The organism is Bradyrhizobium sp. Kon58, assembly GCF_055807455.1.
Genome location: NZ_JBVVOT010000015.1, coordinates 68,531 through 89,152, shown reverse-complemented (window position 1 = coordinate 89,152; position 20,622 = coordinate 68,531). Strand labels below are relative to the sequence as shown.

Sequence of the window (20,622 nt, the reverse complement as noted above, 5' to 3'; positions counted from 1 at the left end):
ATGAGGGGTTGTCTCCGCAAATTCAAATGTGAATTCTCCTGCAAGGGGAGAGGGAAAACAGCCTATTTTTTCTTCTTCCTGTTCATAAACGCGTTGAAGGCGGCGGTGGCTTCTTCCGACTTCAGCCGCTCACCGAACAAATGGGCCTCCTGATCGATGCGGCGGGTGAGCTCCTCGGATGCCACGCGCAGCAGTTTGCGCGAGGTCGCGACCGCTTCGGCGGGCAGCCGGCAGATATCGCGCGCCACCTTGCGCGCCTCGACCTCGGTATGTCCCGGCGAGACCACGGTGTTGACGAAGCCGGCGGCATGCGCTTCCGCGGCCGTAAAAGTCCGTCCCATCACCAGCATCGCGAAGGCGCGCTGGTAGCCCATCGTGTTCGGCATCAAGAGGCTGGACGCGCCAACCGGCACCAGCCCGAGATGGATGTAGGGCGCGGAGAAGGTCGCCGCATTCGAGGCCAGCACATAGTCGCAATGGAACAGCATCACGGTGCCCATGCCGATCGACGCGCCGTCCACGGCCGCGATCACCGGCTTGGCGTTGAGTGCGAGCGAATAGAGAAACTTGGCGCCGTCGGACAGTGTCTCGGGGCGCGACGTGTCGGCGTGCATGAAATCGTCGATGTCATCGCCGGCGGTGAACACGCCGGAGCCGCCGGTGATGATCATGCAGCGGATGTCGGGATTGTTCTGCGCGGTGTCGATCGCGCGGCTCATCTCCCGATACATGTCCTGCGTGATCGCGTTCTTCTTGCTCGGGCGACGCAGGGTGATCACGCGCGTTCCGCGCTCTTCGGTGACGATGATGTTGCCATTCGGCATGAAGGGGCCCCTGCGATCGCCGCGACACTGACATTGGCTAGACTCGCGAAACGTCAGCCTACATCATCTTGCAGGCGTGCCAATGCGCTGGCTCGACCTTTCGGAGACCGAATTCGCGTGAGACGGGCGCATCACGCTCCCCGCCGTGCTGCGCGTTGCACAATCAGCCACCTTTTTCATTTGAAAAACCCCTGGTTGTGGTGCACGATCGCCTCGCGCCGTTCCATTTGGCCGATTGCCCGATTGATGATTGCCGCCACGCGTGTTGACGAATCTTCGCTGCACTACCGCGGCTGGCGCGTCGTGCTGGCCTGCTTCCTGATGGCTTTCTTCATGTTCGGCTTCGGCCTGTACGGCCAGGGCGTCTATCTCGCCGAGCTGCAGCGCGCCCATGGCTGGCCGGGCACGCTGGTTTCCGCGGCCAGCACCTTCTCCTTTCTCCTGACTGCCGTACTCGTCATCTTCACCGACGATCTGCTCGCCCGCATCGGGCTGCGGTCGTTGATCCTGTGCGGCCTGTCGGCGCTGGGCGCTTCGACGGTGCTGCTGGCACTGCTGCAGACGCCCTGGCAGCTCTATCTCGCCTATGCGCTGATGTCGGTCGGCTGGACCGGCATGGGCACGGTGGTGATCGCGACCGTGCTGAACTCCTGGTTCGAACGGCGCCGCGGGCTCGCGCTCAGCCTCGCTTACAACGGCGCGACCTGCGGCGGCATCGTGCTCGTGCCGCTGCTGCTGACGTTGAGCGGCAGCATCGGCTTCCGTTCCGCGATGCTGGCGGCCACGCTGGCGATGGTGGTGCTGGTGCTGCCGGTGGTGGTCATCTTCACCGGTTGGCGCACCGAAATGCCGCCGACGCCGGGCGGGGATTCATTCGATGGCGGCACCGCCGTGCCTGCGGTTCACTCGCGCAAGACGCTGCTCGCCAACGCGGCGTTCTGGACCATGGTGCTGCCGATCGCGATCGCGCTGCTGGCGCAGATGGGATTCATCATCCACCAGGTGACGTTCCTCGAACCGCTGATCGGCCGCGCCAGTGCGGGCCTTGCCGTCACCATCATGGCGGCGATGGCGGTGGTCGGGCGCCTGTCGCTCGGCCTGTTCGTGGACCGGCTCGATCCGCGGCTCGCCTGCGCGGCATCGATGACGAGCCAGGCGGCGGCTCTGTTCGTGCTTCTGCAAAGCACGAACCCGACCGTGCTGCTCGTGTGCTGCGCCGTCTACGGTTTCTCGATCGGCAACATGATCACGTTCCCGCCTTTGATCATCCAGCGCGAGATCGGCGCCAGCGCCTTCGCCGCCGCGATGGGACTGGGCACGTCGATCAGCGGCATCGTCAGCGCCTTCGGCCCCGGCATCGTCGGCCTCGTGCGCAGCGTCACCGGCAATTACACGAGCGCGTTTGCGATGTGCGTGGTGCTAGATCTGGTGGCGGCGGGCGTGGTGCTGTGGCGGCCGGGGAGACGTACGAAGCTCGCAGCTTCGTAGCCCGGATGGAGCGCAGCGCAATCCGGGGCCGTCATCGCTCGTGGCACGAATCCCGGATTGCGCTGCGCTCCATCCGGGCTACGCGTCCCAGCTACCCCAACAGCACCGCATCCGCAGCCGCGACCGACTCCGCGCTCTCCGTCACGGTGCGCTCGAGCGCGCCGGCCTGCACGGCGATGTTCTCGGCGAAGAAGCGCGCCAGCGAGACGTAGCGCGCGGCGTCCGTGATGCCATCGGATTTCGCGGCGAGCGCTTCGGATGCCAGCATGCAGCCGCCGAGCGTGGCGCCGAACTGTTGCAGATACGGCGTCGCCCCGGCCAGCGCCTCGTTCGGCGCGGACGCAACCCGCTCCAGCAGCCATTTGCTGGTGCGCGTCAGCGCCTCCAGTGCCTCGCGCAGTTTCACGCCCGTGGTGCCGAAGGCGGGATCGTTGGAGGCTTCGACCTGCTTCACGATGGCCGAGAGCTCGTCGAGCAGCGCCCACACCGCCGCGCCGCCATTGGCCGCGAGTTTTCGCGTGACGAGGTCGATGGCCTGGATGCCGTTGGTGCCCTCGTAGATCGCGGTGATGCGGGCATCGCGATAGTGCTGCGCCGCGCCGGTCTCCTCGATGAAGCCCATCCCGCCATGCACCTGCACGCCGAGATAGGCGACCTCGTTGCCGATGTCGGTGGAATAGCCCTTGGCCATCGGCGTCAGCAGCGCCGCGCGCGCGGCAGCGTCGGCGCGGACCTTCGGATCCCTGGCGCGCGTCGAGACGTCGATCGCGACCGCGGTCGCATAGCAGATGGTACGCGCCGCCGCGGTCTGCGCCCGCATCCGCATCAGCATGCGCTTGACGTCGGGATGTACGAAGATCGCATCGGAGCCGTCACCCTTGTTGCCGAGGGCGCGGCCCTGCTTGCGCTCTTGTGCGTACGATAATGCCTGCTGATAGGCGCGATCGGCGACACCGACGCCTTCGAGGCCGACGCCGAGGCGGGCCTGGTTCATCATGGTGAACATGCAGCGCATGCCCTGGTTCTCTTCGCCGACCAGGAAGCCGATCGCGCCGCCATGGTCGCCCATGGTCATGGTGCAGGTGGGGGAGGCATGCATGCCGAGCTTGTGCTCGACGCCAGAGGCAAAAATGTCGTTGCGTGCACCGAGCGAGCCGTCTTCGTTCACCATGAATTTGGGAACGAGGAACAGCGATATCCCCTTGGTGCCGGCCGGCGCGTCCGGCAGGCGCGCCAGCACGAAATGCACGATGTTGTCGGTCATGTCGTGCTCGCCATAGGTGATGAAGATCTTCGTCCCCTTGATGCGATAGGTGCCGTCGGCCTGCTTCTCGGCGCGGGTGCGCAGCGCGCCGACATCGGAGCCGGCCTGCGGCTCGGTCAGTTGCATCGTGCCGGTCCATTCGCCGGAGACGAGCTTCTCGAGATAAATCTTCTTCAACGCGTCGCTGCCATGCGCGTCCAGCGCCTCCATTGCCGACGCCGTCAGCAACGGGCAGAGGCCAAAGGCGACGTTGGCGGCGCTCCAGATCTCGGTGCAGGCCGCGTTGATCGCGAGCGGCAGGCCCTGGCCGCCGAAATCCTCGGGGCCGGAGACCGCGTTCCAGCCGCCCTCGGTCCAGCGCTTGTAGGCATCCGGCCAGCCCGGCGCGGTCGTGACCTTGCCGTCGCTGAGCTTAATGCCGTGCTCGTCGCCGACCTTGTTCAGCGGCGCCAGCACGTCGGTCGCGAACTTGCCGGCTTCCTCCAGCACGGCGCCCACGATATCGCCGTCGAAATCGCCGTAATGGCCGGCCTCCATGGCAGCCTTCAGGCCGGCGCCGTGGTTGAGCGACAGCAGCATGTCAGAGATCGGCGCGCGGTAGGTCATGGCTCACTCCCGGAGAGACAGGTCTTGGCGTCGTATTCCCATGAAACGGCGGAGGTCTCAACTGTCAGGAGGGGTGGCGGAGCTGCTGTCGGGAGCGGGGGGCGTAGCGCCCATATCAGGCATGGCGCCGCGCCACCGGCGCCTGTGGTATTTTGCCCCTCCGGGCGGTTGAAATGGCGCGCCTCTCCCTATAGACCGGCACCACTCGAGGGAATCCGCGGACGCTCCTGTCGCCGCCGTTCCCGAGGGCCTGATGGGGCGTAGCCAAGTGGTAAGGCAGCGGATTTTGATTCCGCCATTCGGAGGTTCGATCCCTCCCGCCCCAGCCAGCGGCTCCGCTTCCCCTGAAAAAGCTGACGAAACCGGCCTGGCTGGGGCGCTGCTGCACAGCGCTGCGACACATCACTGCTGCACAGGGTGTCGCTCGCGATGGCTTTCCACATCTTTCGCCGCCAAGCCGTCTATTATTGGCGCCGTCGTACCCCTAGGAGGCTTGCCAGCGTGCTCGGCCGCCCGCATCTTTCTATGAGCCTGAAAACGACGAACCGCGCGGCGGCTTGTCGGCTGGCTACCCAGGTCAACCTGTTCTTGGATGATGTTGCCATGCTTGCTGATGGTGCCGATCGGCTGTCGCGGTCTCAAATTGAGACAATGCTTCATGCCGTCGTCGAGAAGCAGGTAGCCAAGCTCGAGCGGGTGGCGTTCGCTGCCAAGAACGCGCCCGGCTTTGACGTCGACCAGGCGCGGTCGGACGACCGGCGGGCCTTGTGGACCTACACGCTGCTGGATGCCCAAGGACACGGCGCTGCCGTGCGCCCTCAGGATCGCGACCGGATGATCGCCGATGGTCTCTCGGAGGCGGACATCGAGGCTGTGAAGCGCCATCTGACCATGCTTCGGGCCAACGACATGGTGCCGTCCAAGTACCACGTCCTTCGGCAAATGATCGAAGGCGTGCAAGCCGTGCCGACCGCCATGAACATGGACGTGGCGCAGGGGACTTATTTCCGTGGAATGAGGCTTGCGCTGGCAGAGTCCGAGCGCCGGTACGGAGGGGCGCGGGTCGAAGACGAGGGACTGGTGGATCGCCTGCTGCTTGCGATGAACGATCCACCGAAGCCAATGATCCCGGTGGCGGGGCCTGCGGTGGATCGTCCAAGCGATCCACCGACTGCGGGTCCCGTTGCTGCGATCCCGCAATTCGTCCCCATGGCCGACTTCTCGCGATTTGCGGATGGCGTGATCCAGCAGAACGCTGTCGACGATCATTGGGACGAGAAGACGCAGCGGCAAGCCAAGAGCATCTCGAACCTATTCATCAAGTTCATGGTTCAGGATCAGCACATTCAGGACCTCAATCTCCTGGGCCAGGCAGAGGTCGGGAAGTTCGCCGATTTCCTCCGTCTCGAAATCTACAAGCACTACGGCAAATCGGTGCGGGACGAGAAGCTCACGATCGGAGAGCTCCGCGAGAAGGGGCGGTCGGTCGATCGGAGCAAGCGCGGCATTGGCGGCGAAACCCTCAATCGGCATTGGACCTTCATTGACCAGATCTTCGATTACGCGATTGCTCGAGGTTCAAAGAGCCTGGAGGCGATAAACCTGACGAAATTGCGCGCAAAGAGCCGAGGCAAGAACAAGCGTGCCCGCGACGAAAGGGCGAAGTTGCCGATCGAGAGCGCCAAGGCGATTTTTCAGACCTCGCCATTCATCAATTCCGCCGCTTGGGACGATCTCGGGAATTGGGGCGAGGAGGGCGCCGCACGGATCTTCCACTGCGCACTCTATTTTGTCCCGATCCTCATCTACTACATGGGCGCGAGGCGGGAGGAGCTTTGCGGGGCGATGGTGGACGACGTCATCGTCGAACGCGAAGGCTGCAGGCCGTATATTCACATTGCAGCCAACGAGCAACGGCGCATCAAGAACGCACAGTCCAAGCGCAACATCCCGCTCCATCCGGAGCTGATCAGGTTGGGCTTCCTCGACTACGTCGGCAAGATCAAGGCGCTCGGCTACAAGCTGCTCTTCCCCGACCTCTACTCTCCCAGCAGTCGTTCGCCGTTGGGCAATCGCTTCTACAAGCTGTTCAAGCCGATCCTCACGGCGGCCAAGATCACCGAAGAAGGGCTGGGCGCTCATGCCGTGCGTCACCTCTTCGGCGCGCAGTTGAAAAAGAAACTGCTCTCGAAGGAGGACCGGGCGGATCTCCTTGGGCACGGCGGCGACAGCGAAACCAGCGAGCGCTACTGCGAACCGCATGAACTCGATACGTTGTTCGAATTCATCATGAAGCTCGAAGTGATCACCGGCCATCTCGTGCCGCACGCTATCAAACTTATCCCTTGGGTCGAGAACAAGGAGGTCGCACCGTTTTCGCAGCCGTCGCGCGCAAAGCGTTCGATCGGAACTGTCGGCGTCGGCGGCTGAGTTGGGGCTTGGGGATCGCGACGAAACACAAAGGTCTATCGTTCGTCCAGAGGAAGCAGACGCCAGACGGCCGTGAGGTGATGCGGAAGGTTTCCGAAAAGGAGGACGATCTCCCGGGACTGCGCTTCACGACGGACAACGCTGCGTTTCTCGATGCTCTGGACTCGGACTGCATGGTCGGAGGTGCGACCGCCTGGCTCTGAGCCCGACCCGACGCGGCGGAATCGTCGACGTTCTCTTCATCGACGAAGCCGCCCAGATGTCAATCGCGAACGTTCTCGCCGTCTCGCAGGCGCGAAGCCCTGTTGGGCGATCCGCGGCAACTCGAGCAGCCGATCAAGGGAAGCCATCCCAACGGCGTCGACGTCTCCTCTCTCGACCATATCCTCGGCGCACACGCCACCGTGCCCCCCACGAACTCGATACCTTGTTCGTTCATCATGAAGCTCAGTGTGATCACTGACCACCTCAAGCCCCATGCCGCGAACCTCATTCCCTGGGTCCAGAACAGGGAGGTGGCGCCATTTTCACGATCATCGCGTGCGAAACATTTGCCAGAACCCGCCGATTAGACCACTGGAATTGGGTCGGTGGTACGAGTGGAATGACAGATACTCTCTTGTGGCAACAGCCGGTAACCTCGGCGACTTGGCAGTCGTTAACGCGGTTTAACGATGTTCGGTCGCAACCCTTGTGTCCGGATACCCACGGGTTATTTTGACGTGTCCGCCGCTTCTGAGAGCGGTAGTGCGCACCCTGGAGAGGGGCGCCGGACTTCTCCTGCCGGGGCCACCCTGTGGCCGAAATGGCGGTGAAGGCTTCTCCAACCGTCGGCCTTCTCCTCGGCAATTACTGCCTCGCGCACCCTGAAATCGTCTGAAAACAATGCCCCTGGGGGTCAATCAAAGTGCAGCTTTGTGGCTGTGCGACGCGATTGGCGTCGCAGCGGCCAAGCTAGGGAGACTAGTCTTCGGACTAGTCATGCGAATGACCGTCGATGCCGGCGCCAAGGCTGCCTTTGAACGTGGTCCAGAGACCTTTGATCAAGGTCCGGGATCGAATGACCGCGACGAATCCCAATTCAAGGAGAAGGTCGCGGAATTGGGTCTGGAGCCGACCACCGCCTACGTCCGCGTCGCACGCCGGAAGAAGCAAGTATCAGAGGCGGCTGAGGCGAAACGAAAGTACCGAGCCCAGCGGAAGAAAGACGGGTTTGGGCAATACGTTGTAGAGGTGCCTGAACAGGAAGAAGCGAAGAACACGGTGTACGCGGTGGCGCAAGCGCTCGTCGCCGACAGGGACAATAGCAGGAACGTCCGTGCGACCATTCTGTCCGTCGTTTCAAGTGCGGCCCTACTTGAGCTCGCCCAGCTCCTGATCGTGTCGGGAGTGGACGCCTCGTCGATCATCGAGCTGATCAAGCGCGGGGATTTGGCCAAAATCGCCGCGATCCACGCGTGGCGCCCTACGCTGGTTGACGACGTTTCCAGCTTGGCGAAGGCCAATGAGGACTTCTTGTCCGTTCTCGACAGTCTTCTCCGTCATGCCGGCGACATATCGGACGGTTCTGCCAACGGCTTGCTGGAGGCGGCCGTTGCGGCGTCCGGCTGTCCCGAGGCTCTTAGGTTCGTCCAGGTTCGCCAGCGTGGCGGGCTTCGTGCTCGACTGCTGGGCTGGGCGCTGGGCGTGCACTAGTCCTTGAATTGGTTCTTCGATCCGCGGCGCTGGGCCCTCCCTCTCCGCCAGTTTTCGAATCCTATCCGCCACTTTCTTCTTGCAGAAAACCTTGAAAAAACGCGTGTCCGGCCTGCGTGAGTGTGCAAGTGCCGAAGCGTGTATCCCCCGAGGTAGTCCATCAAGTAGTCCACGACCGCGCCGCCCCGGCGCCGGCCCGCAGCAGCCGCCGGCGAGGCGCGCCGACCTACGTTGTTCGGCGGCTTTCCACGTATTTCTTCCAGATCCGACCGCCCCGCGATCTTGCGGGTGACGGCATCCCGTGCGCTCCTATCCGGGTGAGGCTCGGCGTGCTGCCCAAGAGGGAGGCGCACCGCCGAGCCGCGTGGCTGGGGATCCTGGCTCAGACCGGGCTCGGCGAATGGAGGCGGCACTTGGAAGGTCACGCGTACAGCCAGTTTCTGCCGAGCGAGGTCGGCTTCCCGAAGGGCGACAGTCCCGAGGAGTTTTTGCCAACATGATGGCCTTCCTCAACGAGGCCGCGTGGTTGTTTAAGCTGACTTTTCCGTGTTAAAGCTTGGAACCCAACCATATGCGCAGTAAACTCGCAATACCGCGGACAGTCGGTGGACCACTGGATTCTGGCTTCGCCTGCGAAAGATGTTACCCCTGAATTAGTGTCGGTCGACACCCTCACGGCGCGCGGTGCGTCAGTGAATAGTGCGTTAGGGTCGGGCTAGAGCAACATGGCTGGGATAAAGAGCGATTGGGCAGAACGTCCAAGCGGATGGAAGCAGCAGCCGGAGGACCTCCGCAGTCCGTTTGACGTGGACTATGCGCGCATAGTGCACTCGGGCTCGTTTCGGCGCCTCCAAGGCAAGACGCAGATCCTGAACCTTGGCGACAGCGATTTTTATCGGACGCGGCTCACTCATTCCCTCGAAGTCGCCCAGATCGCTGGCAGTATTGCCCGTCAACTAGAAGGCAAATATGAGAGCCATGAGGCGCGCGAGTACATTCCGCCACTCAGCCTAATTCAGTCGGCTGGTTTCAGCCATGACCTTGGCCACCCTCCCTTCGGCCACGGCGGCGAAGTCGCGCTGAACTACTGCATGCGTGATCATGGTGGCTTCGAAGGCAACGGTCACACACTTCGCATTCTCGCCCGACTCGAAAACTTTTCCGTGGCGAATGGCTCAGATCTCAGCCGCCGCGCAATGCTTGCGGTTCTCAAATATCCAGTTCCTTTCAGCCGTGTGGCCAATCCCAAGATCGTGCCCGCACTGTACGAAACCGCCACCTCCATTCGAACTCTCAACACCAGCGTGTGCAAGCCTCCGAAATGCTATTTCGACTCGGAGAATGACATTGTCGATTGGATTTTGCAGCCGCTTGGCAAAACCGATCGCGACGAGTTTCAGACTCGTGATCCTGTGGAGGAAAAACACGGCAAGCCGCGACACAAGTCTTTCGACTGCAGCATCATGGATGTGTCGGATGACATCGCCTACGGGGTCCACGATCTGGAAGATGCCATCGCGCTTGGCTTGATACGCGAGAGCCATTTCAGACAGCATGTCTCCGAGGCCGTTTGCGCCCCATTTCTCGACGCGCTCAAGCAGAAATACCCTGGCGAAGCTGCCAATAATGTTTATGACCGGTTTGTCGTGCAGATCTTTGGCTCTGGCAAAGAGCGGAAACACTTCATCAGCCGGCTCGTGCACCACTTCGTTACAAACATCGAGATTGAGAAGCTTGCCGAGTTACAAAACCCGCTCATCCGCTATCGCGCGATCCTAAGCGATCCGCAACGCCTCTTCCTGTCCGCACTTCAGTCGCTTGTCGTGGAAAAAGTGATTCGGACACCCAACGTCCAACACCTGGAGTTCAAGGGTCAGAAGATGGTGGTTTCCGTCTTCGAAGCCCTATGCTCCGACCCGGGTTCCTTGTTGCCGGAAGACGCGCGTCAGACTTACGAAACATCTGGAAAAGATCAGCGCGTGATTTGCGACTACGTCGCCGGTATGACCGACGAGTTTCTGCTTAAGACGTACGACCGGCTCTTCAGTCCACGGATGGGCTCCGTGTTCGATAAATTGTGAGCGGGTGCCGTACGCGATGGCGTTTGCTTATAAAAAGGATTTTGCCTTCAACGCAATTTGTCCTTATTACACTATGTTCCCGCTCGAATATCCCATGAGGATCATTCGAAAGCATCGTGCCGATGCGCCTGTCATTGTGGACCCCTTCTGTGGCCGAGGAACAACGATCTACGCCGCGAGGCGGCTGGGTCTTACCTCGTACGGATTTGATACCTCCCCGATCGCGGCTGCGATTGCGCAAGCAAAGCTTGCAAGTGCAGGTCTTGAAGAGATCGTCGCACTTGGGGAGGCGTTTCTCGCCAAGAAGCCGAAGCACGTGCCGAAAACGTCGTTCTTTGATCGCGCCTTCTCATTCAAGACATTGACCCAAATTTGCAGCCTTCGCGAAGGATTGCTAACTGAAGAACGTCCTTCGCATGCGTCGGCGCTCTTGCGTGCGGCTGCGCTAGGCTGCTTGCATGGGCCGCTCATCGCTGGCGACGTTCCAAGTTATTTTTCCAATCAGATGCCGAGGACGTTTTCTTCAAAGCCTGCTTATTCGGTTAAGTTTTGGAAGGAGCGCGACTTATATCCGCCCGATGTCAACGTCATCGACGTAATAAAGAAGAAACTCTCGCGCATAACCGACTTGGAGAGCGATCCCTTTGGGAGGCTCACCAACGTCAAGTGTTCGGATGCCCGGATTTCTAACTCCTATCGAAACATCTACAACGCTTCATTGATCATTACGTCGCCTCCATACTACGGCATGCGGACCTATGTGCAGGATCAATGGCTCCGAATGTGGTTTCTTGGCGGAAGCGATGACGTCGATTATGAGGTGGAGGAGCAAATTTGCCACTCGAGCCATCAAGCGTTCATCCACGACGTGGCAAAGGTCTGGAAAAATCTTGCGAAGCGGTCGCAGGATGGAGCGCATCTGTATGTACGATTTGGAACACTTCCGTCGGCAAAGAGCGATGCAAAGGTCCTGTTGCGGGCCTCACTTGAGGAGGCGGGAAGCTGGGATTTGATATCGGTACGCAATGCGGACACTGCACATGCGGGAAAGCGTCAAGCAGACCAAATGGGCCAAGACTCCGCACCGTCCGAAGAATACGATTTTCATGCCGTCCTAAACTAATGCCAGCGAACCTGGCCGGCCCTAATTATCCCATCGAGTGTGATAGCCACGGTGGACCGATTTCCGCAAAACTCCTCCAGATATGACTTAAGTGCTACCGATGTCTCCGCCGCTTTCTGGTCAGTCGGCAGGTGGTATGCAAGTGATTTCGGCATGAGGAGGATACACTTGGCTCGAGCGCGGGAAACAGCGACGTTCGTCCGCTCCAACTGAAGAAGGAATTGCTCCTCCCCTTCAATAATCTCCGTGTCGCCTACGCCGTAAGTGACAATGATCGTGTTGCGTTCGCCTCCTTGGAAACGCTCGACCGTGTCGACCGCGCTGAAAACAGCCTCCTGACTGGCCTTCGGAAACAGCTCCCGCATCTTCCGCAAAACGAGGGCTTTTTGCGCCTTGTGCGGAGTGACGATGCCAATTCCTTCTTTGAAGAAGTCATCGTCGGTAAACGCCGTAAAGGTCGCTTTTGCGCCGGTGTCGAGCTCGCTCGCCATCGTGTGGCGGAGCACAAAAGCCAGGCCTGCGACCAATCCCGCCTCAATTTCGTTGGCTTGGGATGACGTGGGATCGTCGTGAATAAGGGCTGTAACGCGTCGCTCCGGCAGCAGCAGTTCGCCGTATGCTGCAGTTGTTGGTATGCTGGCGGGAAGCGTTGTCACGAAATTGTTGATCGGGTGAAGAATTCGCAAATCCTTCTTCGGTGAATGAGCAGAAAGCGTCGCGGGATAGTCGAGGGACCGGGCGTATTCGACGAGGTCTGCGTTTGATCGATAGTTGATCAGCAGCGGCGCCGGAGCGATTTTGAAGCGCTTGATCAGATAGTTTTGAATGCTGTCGACGAGGTATTCCGCGTTTTTGGGTGGCTCCAAGTGATGGATCGGCGGCATTTGCTTATGGTCGCCAGCGACGATGAGTTGGGCATCTGGACGCATGGAAGCGAGCGGACGAAGCGCCAGCGTCAGCGGAATCTGCGAACTTTCATCCAGCACCACAAGCTGAAATACAGGGCCGAGAACCGAACCGGTTGCGTCGCGCGTAAGCTGATCCACGATGTGCGATGTTGTGGATACGATAGTCGTGCGCTTGTGATCGTTTAGGCTTTGGAGGAGCTCGTTGTACGCCGCATCATTGCTGTCGCGGTTCGCTGTTTTCAGATTTAGATGAGCTGCGGAAATATCGATGACCTTTGGCAGTCGGGTTCGCGAGTAAAGCCAAAAGAAATCGCAGCTCGCCTTAGCGTCGGTGCTTAGATTCTTGGCGAGGCGACCTGAAAGCTCTTCGACAGCCCGGTAATTCGGACCAGTCAGCAATATCTTGCGAACCATTCCTTCTCTCAGCACTGCGTGCAGAAAAGCAACCAGGGTTTCCGTTTTCCCGGTGCCGGGCGGTCCCCACACGATTGCGAGTTGGCTTCTGGCACAGGTTCGGACGGCCGCAACCTGACTGGCGTTGAGGGGATGTTCATTCGTCGTGCTGGCAAACGTCGATAGCGCTGCAATGGCATTCGCGTCACGCACGCTGACGTTCGAAAGTTTGTCGCCCTGCCAAAGTACAGAAGCGGCTGGCGTTGTTGCGCTGGTCCCCTTCTTGAGCTTCTTTGCCGCGGTCGTCCCCAGCGCATCCAAAGCTTCGTTCGCGGCGACAGCAATGGCTGGGTCGCCAATAGCTTTTAAGATTGCGCCCACGGTCGGAGAGTCGTCGTATGGGGCTCCTTCAAGTACGTAGAGGTGCCCTTTCCCGAGCGGAATGATCCCGGAGGCCATTACGGCATTGAACGAGGATTGCATTTGCTTCCGACGCGCGGCAATCCGAACCGTTATCCGTTTCGCCGCTCGGTCGAACTGCTGGACCAACACAAGGATCACGGTATGCATCGGCGCGTACAGACTGTCATCTTGGATGGTCAAGCCCAACGATGATGCGTTCTGAAGCGGAAAGCCCGGCCGGTCTACGATCCCGAGGGTACAATAGTCGCCCTCTTCGATTTTCGCCTCGGTAGAATCTTCGCCGACCTCAAAATCGTACAGTCCATTCTCCCGATCCTTGACGAGCTTCGTCAGGACGATGGCCTTGTACGATGCTTCTAGCCATTCGGGCCGGGTGAGAAACGCGTTCAGTCGTTCCGTGCGGGCGACCGCGGCAGAGACTTTTGACCACCGATCCCACAGTTTGGAGTCATAGGCGACGCCTTGTAATCCCGATGGGATCGAAGTGTTAAGCGGAGGAGCATTTCCGTCGATATTGCCCTTTAGGTCTTCACGGAGGCGCGCCGTGATGCTTGCCAGCGCCCACGTATGAGCTTTGAGGACTGTCTCGTAACGTTTCACCGCTTCCGTCACACTTTTGGCTTGGCCAAAAATGCGGACGGTCCCGGTCGGGGACTTCCAAATTTCGTAGATGCGCTCGCGCGGGATGCCGTTTCCGAGTGGTTCGATATAGTAGTTATCGATGTTACGCGGGGTCATCCTCGCATGAGAATAGTGCTCGGCAGTGCCTAGAAGCGTCACGGCAAAGCGCTGAGGCAGGCGCACGGACGCTGTGACAATGTCGCGGATAAAGACGATGTTCGGGCAAATCGCGTCCGACTTCTCCATGAGCTCTTCGGGCGGGAAAATCCATGCCAGCGCCCGTTGCGCTCGGCTCGGCAGATTAAGAACTTCCAATAAATGCCTGCCGAACGCGTTGCAAAGCTCTTCGTACTGCCGGAGTTCCCAAAAGCATATCTGCGTGCGAACTCCACCAAATCCCTGTGCCGTAAACAGCGCTTCAGTGTTCTCCATCCAGCCGCCCAACGTCTCGATAAACGACGAGAGAGCAGCCCATTCAGCAATAAGCTGGTCCTTGTTGATAGCGAATGCAGACTCGCCATAGGACTTAAACGAAACTGGGTCGCCACCTTCGACCGGGAATTTCTTTCCAAAGGGAGCGAACAGGATACCCCTTACCGCGATGCCTGTCAGAAATCCCGAGCCGGCGTCAAAGTTCACCACGACGTCGTACTCGGCGTGCCTGCCTCGGGCCAGCCCGGCTACTTTCGCCTGCTGATCTACTGTAACCGCGTTCTGCACGATCGAGCTTGCCCTGGCGCCGATCTGAACGCGATCTTTCTTTAGGAAAGCATGTCTGCGAAGGACGTCGGAGCTTGCATTGATATTGGCAACTTTCCCAACGGTTGGGTGTCCTCCAATGTGAAGCACTTTGCTTGCGCGCGGCTCAATGAGGGCATCTTCGACAAATGATCGGAGGTTTCCGCATTGTGCGAGCAATAATGATCCGGATGGGCTTTATAAATTTCCATGTCCGCCGTCGACAACCAGAACGTATTGCCGAGCCAGTCGCACGAACTGCATCGCGGATTAACGTGGTAGTCGACTGAATTCCAGCCTGTTTTATCACCAAGACGCAGAATACGCGGAAGATCTTCGACAAAGAATTTCCGTACGCTCGGCATATAGATCAAGTAGCTTATTAGGCCGTCGTTGAGGTCGGTGCGAAGCGCTTCCAGCCGCTTGGCGTGGTCCTGTCCCTCCTTGCTGGACTTCATTTTTGTGAATTGCGGCATCTCGACATGTCGCCAGAGATAGACGCGGTCCGACACAAAGAATTTTTTTTGTAGCTCGCCGCCCAAGGTATGGAGCCAGTTTGACAGAAAAATCGCGTAGAGGCATACCTCGGCCGAATAGCTCGCATTTGCTTCCGTAACGTTCTTCAGGTCTATGACGCAAAGGGCCATCCTCGAGTCGTCCGCCGTCAAGCGATGACGCGATCCGTCTGGCAGTATCTCATATTCGTTCGGGCGCCGCTCGTCCGCAAAGATTATGTCAGGACGAAGCCCTTTGAAGGGGGGGATAAGTGGCTGGTCTGCGGCTTCGACTCCGATGTTCTTGAAGAATGCATTTCGAAATTGCTCGGGTTCAAAAGCTGGTTGAAGTATAAGTGTTGGGCTTTTGACGGCCGCAATTGAAGCCTTGAGTGGAACGGATTTCTTGCCGTTGTCTGCGTGCGCTACGTGCCCAGGCAGCGCGGTGGCCAGTATGTCATATTGCTCGTTCTCAAACGCGACGCCAGAGGCCGTGATGAACTGTACTCCGGGACGAGATTTCAGCGGGATCGGAATTTGCGCCGCCGCGAGCGCCTTAGGGCTGTTCGAAAACAGCGAAAGATAGAGCTCGCGATCGCATAACGTCCGCAAGAACATTGAGAACGCGCTCTTGGAGACCGTCCGTTCCGGCAGCGTTGAGGGCATAACTGTCTCTCGATCGGTCACAATCAACGCGGCATTCTATATGCCCGCTTATCTCGTGTTATTATCCTATAGGAGTACAGTACAACTTGTCGAACCAGCCTGGAGCTGGTTTGTACGGCGCAACCTTGGGTATTCAGCTAGGGACTAGCTGTTGCCGGATACTCTCCGCTGTTTGCGATCGACGGCCCTGATTGGGTTGGCTAACCGCCATCTAACCGGCGAGGGCACCTGTCGCAGGACTTCGCCCCAAGCGCGCTGCAGAGGTACCTGATAACAGCATGCAAGGAGCTGCGGACCGGACAAGACGCGGTCGTAGTTCGAGGAGAGGAAGGTGCCGGGTGCCGGTACACGCCCGATTGCGTGAGTTTGATATCGATTAAGGTCAGGTGTTTAGGTCGCGCAGGTTTACGCTCAGTCGACGCACCAGGCGGTCAGCCTGGTCCGTAAGCCCTCGGCGGTTCTTGAAGCGTTAGAAGATGCGATCGCTCACCCTGATACCGATTACTTAGCAGCTTCGCCCTTCGCCTCGATCATGAGCACGTCCAAGCTCTCGATCTCCTGCATAGCGCGGCCGGCAATGCCCTGGATATCGCCGTACAGGCCCGCAGTCGATTCCAGCACGCCTCTGAGCTGCTCCTCGCGCTTAGCCCACATACGCGACATGGTGGCGCGCTCGCGATCGAGGTCCTTCTGCATCTCGGTGAACTTTTCGACGATGGCCTCGATGCGGTGACGAAAGCGCGGACCCGTCAGGTAGCTGTACACGATCTCGGTCTTGGTCTGCTGACCACTCTGGGCCTGGCGGCTTGTGGCGACGTCGATCAGCAACTGCCGAAGTGCAACAGCGAGCGGGATTGCAAAGCGGGGCTCTGCCACCCAGACATTCTCGAGGAGGTCGAAGCCCTCGATGCCTTTGGGAAGAACGGTCGAGACCATCAGCGCCAGCTCCGCCTTTGCGGCGCGCTGGTCATCCCGCAATTTGCCGAGCCAAGCTGGGTTCCAGGCCTTCGTCCGCTTCGATTCCCACAGAATGGTGCCGCAGCGCTGGCCGCCGGCGGAGACCACGCCGTGCACCACGTCGCCGCCGAACTCGCCCTTCGGCACCGGCTCGATCAGATCGCTGTGGAAGCGATTCCGGAGCAGGGATTCGAGCTCTACTTCGAGCGCCTCACCCTGCAGCTGCTGCGAACCCTGATCGGCCTTGCGACGGAGGTCTTCGATCTGCCGCTGCATGCCCGCGAGTTGGGCCTCCTTTTCGGCGACTTTTGACTTGAGCGCGTCTTCGGCTTCGAGCCGCGCCTTGTCGCGCACCGCGGCCAGGTTCTCCTGCACCTTTTTCTCGATCGTGAGTTCGACCTCGCGCTTGGCGACGTCGAGCTCACGCTGTTTCCGCAGCATCTCAGCCTGGGTGCGCTGAGCTTCGATCAGTTTGGCATCGTTTGCGGCAAGCAGCTGTTGCAGGTCGGCAAGCTGCCGGTCCCTCAAACCAAGATCATCAGCGAGGGCCAAGCGGGCCCTCTTGGCTTCCGCCTCCGCGATGGCGTCGCGTTCCAGGGTCAACTTGGCCGCGATCTGCTCGTCCACAGTTTCGCGGAGCTTGGCCAGATCGTCTTCAGATTGACGCAGCTGCGCTTCGCGGCGCCTGAACGCGGCCTCCTTGGCCGCGAGCTGCGCCTCGAACTGCTTGCGCGCGGCGACGATCAACGGGGCCGCAAGGGACTCCGTCAGCTTGATCTCGGTTCCGCACTTTGTGCAGGTGATCTGGGGGTCGCTCACGCGATTGGTCCGTTGATGGTGAGCTGTGAGTGTATCTCTGTTTCCGGCATCATCCGCGATCTCGGCCGGCGTTATCCCCGGCAATCGCGGCGGCCGTGGCAGCGGCGATGCTCGGTGGGGCGCGGGCTTCTCGTGGGGCTCTCGGCTCATATCAATTCCTCGTGGCAGTGAGATCGCGTTCGCGCAGGATGACCTCGACAATGCGGCGCAACCGCCGCACAGAGCCGCCCTGCCACAGCTTGGCAACGGCGACGCGTTCGTTCTCGTCGAGCGGCCGCATCCAGCGTTGATCCAGCCCGCGCTCTTTGATGAGATCCACCATCACAGCGGGCAACAAGGAATCGATATCGGCAGCGCCCGGCTTCGGGAACGTCACGACCAAGAAGCGATCGCGGATCGGGCTCGGCAACGGGTCCAGGTTGTTGGCGGTCGCGATGAAAGAAAGTCGCGACAAATCCACATTGACCTGCAGCGCGGGATCGGGATAACGCGCGTTCGTTTCCGGCTCCGTGAAGCTCAACAGGCAGTCCCACAGCCGGCCTGGCGAGTTCGCGCTGGAGGGCGCTTTTTCAAGCTCGTCGAGCAGCACCAACGGCCCGGCCGTCTTGCTTCGGGCCACCGCGAGAAGAGGATGGCAGGGTTCGGCAGAGTGCCAGCGACGGTCAGTACCGCCGAATGCTGCGTCTCCCCGAGAGCAATCAGTGCGCCACACGTGCAGGTTGAGAGCCTGGCCCAAGCTTCGAACGAACCGCGTTTTACCTCCGCCTGGTTCCCCGACTAGGATCATCGGACGGAGCTGAACGATGCGGCGGCCAATAAGATCAGATAGGACCAAGTCGATGACGCGCTCTGCATAAGGAAACTCGAGCAGCAGTTTGCGGCGCACCTCGTGCAGCGGCGGCACCATGACGAGCGGCAGCGGCACGTTGACGACGTTCTTCAGCGAAGCGAGAATTTCCTTCAGCCGGATGTTCTTCATCTCGTCGGCGCTCAGACGAGCGACGATAAGATGATCAGACGGCAGGGTCTCCTCCTTAGCTGGAGTCTCGCGCGAGATCTCGGCTCTTTCCTGCTCGGCCTCTTCAATCGAGCGCAACTTTTCCTTCTGCGCCTGAATGGCTTCTCGCCAGGCAGCAGCAATGCGATGTTCGACCATGCTCGAGCCGAGCATGAGCGCATTTTCCGCGGCGGAGGCGTGCCCTACGGATATGTGAGCGCACGCAGGCAGTGCCGCCCAGCCAAAAGCGAACCGCTCCATTTCGCAACACAGTTGTTCGTCACGGTCGCGAATGATCTCGAAGGACAGCAGCAGCGCCTTTGCGACCCGAAAATAATGCTGGAAGTGAAGACCCCCTCGCGTCGCGGGTAAACAAAGCAACCGCACACAATCTGACAAGCTGCGCAGGTTCGGATCGTTATATTGCGCCGCGCGACGATCGAGCTCGGTGGCAAGCGCAAGCCCAGTGTCAACATCCAGCGCAACCGCCCAAGCGGTGTTCAGCGCGAGATCCGGGCAGAGCTCGTCGATCTCGGCAATCAGGCGCTGTTCGACGTGCCTGGCGTGGTCTCCGACTAGCTTCGCGTAACGCAGAATACGGGGCATGTTTTTTAGGTGATTCTCGGAATCGGCCGAATCGGCTGCCGCGCCGGTCAACACATCATCGCGTGCGACCGCCGGCAGCTCGAAATCGTCGCCATCATCGCCGGCGTTGCTCATTCGATTTCCACCACCATGGCGCCGTTAAAGGCATCGTTCTCGGATCCGTAGCCGTGCGGGTTGCATATGATCCGCGCCCCGCCGACGCTGGCGCCGCCGCCGCCGCCGCCGCCGACGACGCGATAGTCCGACGAATTGTGGACGTGGCCATGGACCCACAGCGTCGGCTGAAAGCGCTCGATCAGCGCGCTCTGGTCGGAGACGAAGGCAGCGGTGAGGGGATCGCTCTGAAATTTCGGGTGCACAGAATTCCAGTGCACTGCGTGATGAGTGACGACCACGGTGCTGCCGTCGAATGGTGTCGCCAAAATACCAGTGAGGTACGCCTTAGATTCGCGGTGTACCAAGGCTGCTTCCTGGGGCCTGAACCGGCGCCACGGCTGCTTCCGCCAGGTGATCAGGCGGTGATCATTCATGCCGGTCGCGCAGGTGTTCATCACCCCGAACTGATTGGCTTTGCCGAAAGCGAGATAATCGGTCCAGAACGTGGCACCGACCACACGGATCGCTCGTTCGCCGTCCCGGCCGGCCAAGATCACGGTCGCGTTTTCCAGCAGATAGATGTTGAAGGAGGCCGCCTGGGAACGGGCGGACGCGATTTCTTCGGGAATGCAGTGGCGGTAGTATTCGTGGTTGCCGAGCACCATCGCGATCGGGATGTGCATTGGCACGACGCGACGGAGGTACTCGAAGGCGCGGATCGCGCTCTCGCAGGTATCCCCGGCGACGATCACGAGGTCGACGCCAGGCAATATCGTGATGGGCTTGACCGGATGCACGTCGCCATGGAGGTCGGAGAAGATCTGGATCTTCATTCATCTTGCTCCCGCTCACGATCCTGGAAAGCGGTCAGCAGCACGGCCGCCGCATTGCTGAACTCGCGGGGATTTTCCGAGCACAGCCAGCCGTAGGCGAGCCATGCGGTTGCGAGCTCCCCGGCATAGGGATGGCCGAGGTCAGTCAAGCCCAAGACCTGAGCCAGAACCAGGGATGCCGCCGCGTTGCGCTCCAGGGCGCACCGCAGGAGCGCAGTCATCGCGATGTCAGTCCTCAGTGAGATTTCGCTCATCGGCATGAGCGTGAACGTGACCTCGATGGCGGCGGCCGCGTCGCCCTTTAGCGCGGCCAAAAGATCGAGTTCGGCATGCAGTACGTTGATCTGCTCGAGCGTTGCGCCCATGTGAAGGCGCTCGGGTTCGCCGAACGCCTGTGACGGGAGCCTCCGCCACCATGCCAGCGGTGAACTGTCCTCCGCCTTGAATGGCCAGGAACGTGCACCTGCGGGGCCGTAAGCTGCCAACCGAACCATCGTTGCGGAACCGGTCACCGCGGGTGTCATGGACTCTTTCTCATTGTTCAGCATGAACGTTCGGTC

At 60.2% G+C, this 20,622-nt stretch carries 13 protein-coding genes, 1 tRNA gene and 1 pseudogene; 7 read left to right on the top strand and 8 right to left on the bottom strand.

Translation table 11 applies throughout. The features are described 5' to 3' along the window. Positions 1–62 precede the first annotated feature (62 nt). A complete protein-coding gene (locus AC0L20_RS23565; RefSeq protein ID WP_007607416.1) occupies positions 63–824 on the bottom strand; it encodes an enoyl-CoA hydratase-related protein in 762 nt (253 codons plus the stop codon). 246 nt (positions 825–1,070) lie between these two features. On the opposite strand from AC0L20_RS23565, the gene AC0L20_RS23560 reads away from it, so the two are divergent. Further along, complete coding sequence (locus tag AC0L20_RS23560) at positions 1,071–2,312, top strand: MFS transporter (protein WP_473292672.1); 1,242 nt, start codon at positions 1,071–1,073, stop codon at positions 2,310–2,312. 91 nt (positions 2,313–2,403) lie between these two features. Here AC0L20_RS23560 and AC0L20_RS23555 read toward each other — a convergent pair whose 3' ends face one another. Next, a complete protein-coding gene (locus AC0L20_RS23555) occupies positions 2,404–4,182 on the bottom strand; it encodes an acyl-CoA dehydrogenase (RefSeq protein WP_473292668.1) in 1,779 nt (592 codons plus the stop codon). A 254-nt stretch (positions 4,183–4,436) separates the two neighbouring features. Between AC0L20_RS23555 and AC0L20_RS23550 the strand changes: the two genes are divergently transcribed. The 6 genes and pseudogenes from AC0L20_RS23550 to AC0L20_RS23525 all read left to right on the top strand — a co-directional run bounded on the left by AC0L20_RS23550 (position 4,437) and on the right by AC0L20_RS23525 (position 11,511). Further along, a tRNA-Gln gene (locus AC0L20_RS23550) sits at positions 4,437–4,511 on the top strand. 100 nt (positions 4,512–4,611) lie between these two features. After that, positions 4,612–4,770, top strand: a pseudogene (locus tag AC0L20_RS23545) (DUF6538 domain-containing protein); the annotation flags it as partial. 63 nt (positions 4,771–4,833) lie between these two features. Continuing rightward, on the top strand, positions 4,834–6,612 hold the full coding sequence (locus AC0L20_RS23540) for a site-specific integrase (RefSeq protein ID WP_473292862.1): 1,779 nt from the start codon (positions 4,834–4,836) through the stop codon (positions 6,610–6,612). A gap of 987 nt (positions 6,613–7,599) precedes the next feature. Continuing rightward, positions 7,600–8,307 (top strand): hypothetical protein, encoded by a 708-nt coding sequence (locus AC0L20_RS23535; protein WP_473292666.1) that lies wholly within the window; start codon positions 7,600–7,602, stop codon positions 8,305–8,307. Positions 8,308–9,032: 725 nt separating this feature from the next. Then, positions 9,033–10,388, top strand: a complete 1,356-nt coding sequence (locus tag AC0L20_RS23530; RefSeq protein WP_473292664.1) for an anti-phage deoxyguanosine triphosphatase — start codon at positions 9,033–9,035, stop codon at positions 10,386–10,388. Positions 10,389–10,404: 16 nt separating this feature from the next. After that, the gene (locus AC0L20_RS23525; protein WP_473292660.1) at positions 10,405–11,511 is read left to right on the top strand and encodes a DNA methyltransferase; all 1,107 of its coding nucleotides are present in this window, start codon (positions 10,405–10,407) and stop codon (positions 11,509–11,511) included. Here the strand turns inward: AC0L20_RS23525 and AC0L20_RS23520 are convergent. From AC0L20_RS23520 to AC0L20_RS23495, 6 genes are all read right to left on the bottom strand, one after another. Further along, positions 11,508–14,576, bottom strand: a complete 3,069-nt coding sequence (locus tag AC0L20_RS23520) for a DEAD/DEAH box helicase (protein WP_473292656.1) — start codon at positions 14,574–14,576, stop codon at positions 11,508–11,510. The two genes, AC0L20_RS23525 and AC0L20_RS23520, sit on opposite strands and share 4 nt — an antisense overlap. 41 nt (positions 14,577–14,617) lie before the next feature. Beyond that, positions 14,618–15,754 (bottom strand): hypothetical protein, encoded by a 1,137-nt coding sequence (locus tag AC0L20_RS23515; protein ID WP_473292653.1) that lies wholly within the window; start codon positions 15,752–15,754, stop codon positions 14,618–14,620. 501 nt (positions 15,755–16,255) lie between these two features. Further along, on the bottom strand, positions 16,256–17,530 hold the full coding sequence (locus tag AC0L20_RS23510; protein WP_473292651.1) for a DUF2130 domain-containing protein: 1,275 nt from the start codon (positions 17,528–17,530) through the stop codon (positions 16,256–16,258). Positions 17,531–17,681: 151 nt separating this feature from the next. Continuing rightward, positions 17,682–19,247 carry an AAA family ATPase gene (locus AC0L20_RS23505; protein ID WP_473292649.1) on the bottom strand — a complete coding sequence of 522 codons (1,566 nt, stop codon included), beginning with the start codon at positions 19,245–19,247 and terminating at the stop codon, positions 17,682–17,684. Beyond that, complete coding sequence (locus AC0L20_RS23500) at positions 19,244–20,062, bottom strand: metallophosphoesterase (RefSeq protein ID WP_473292645.1); 819 nt, start codon at positions 20,060–20,062, stop codon at positions 19,244–19,246. Before AC0L20_RS23500 ends, AC0L20_RS23505 begins: the two co-directional genes overlap by 4 nt. Continuing rightward, positions 20,059–20,610 carry a hypothetical protein gene (locus AC0L20_RS23495; RefSeq protein WP_473292642.1) on the bottom strand — a complete coding sequence of 184 codons (552 nt, stop codon included), beginning with the start codon at positions 20,608–20,610 and terminating at the stop codon, positions 20,059–20,061. Before AC0L20_RS23495 ends, AC0L20_RS23500 begins: the two co-directional genes overlap by 4 nt. Positions 20,611–20,622: the final 12 nt, after the last annotated feature.

Excerpts from the sequence above, each read along its gene's own strand:
- AC0L20_RS23565 (WP_007607416.1), bottom strand. The coding sequence starts at position 824 with ATGCCGAATGGCAACATCATCGTCACCGAAGAGCGCGGAACGCGCGTG.
- AC0L20_RS23560 (WP_473292672.1), top strand. The coding sequence starts at position 1,071 with ATGATTGCCGCCACGCGTGTTGACGAATCTTCGCTGCACTACCGCGGC.
- AC0L20_RS23555 (WP_473292668.1), bottom strand. The coding sequence starts at position 4,182 with ATGACCTACCGCGCGCCGATCTCTGACATGCTGCTGTCGCTCAACCAC.
- AC0L20_RS23540 (WP_473292862.1), top strand. The coding sequence starts at position 4,834 with ATGCTTCATGCCGTCGTCGAGAAGCAGGTAGCCAAGCTCGAGCGGGTG.
- AC0L20_RS23535 (WP_473292666.1), top strand. The coding sequence starts at position 7,600 with ATGACCGTCGATGCCGGCGCCAAGGCTGCCTTTGAACGTGGTCCAGAG.
- AC0L20_RS23530 (WP_473292664.1), top strand. The coding sequence starts at position 9,033 with ATGGCTGGGATAAAGAGCGATTGGGCAGAACGTCCAAGCGGATGGAAG.
- AC0L20_RS23525 (WP_473292660.1), top strand. The coding sequence starts at position 10,405 with ATGGCGTTTGCTTATAAAAAGGATTTTGCCTTCAACGCAATTTGTCCT.
- AC0L20_RS23515 (WP_473292653.1), bottom strand. The coding sequence starts at position 15,754 with ATGCCCTCAACGCTGCCGGAACGGACGGTCTCCAAGAGCGCGTTCTCA.
- AC0L20_RS23505 (WP_473292649.1), bottom strand. The coding sequence starts at position 19,247 with ATGAGCAACGCCGGCGATGATGGCGACGATTTCGAGCTGCCGGCGGTC.
- AC0L20_RS23500 (WP_473292645.1), bottom strand. The coding sequence starts at position 20,062 with ATGAAGATCCAGATCTTCTCCGACCTCCATGGCGACGTGCATCCGGTC.
- AC0L20_RS23495 (WP_473292642.1), bottom strand. The coding sequence starts at position 20,610 with ATGCTGAACAATGAGAAAGAGTCCATGACACCCGCGGTGACCGGTTCC.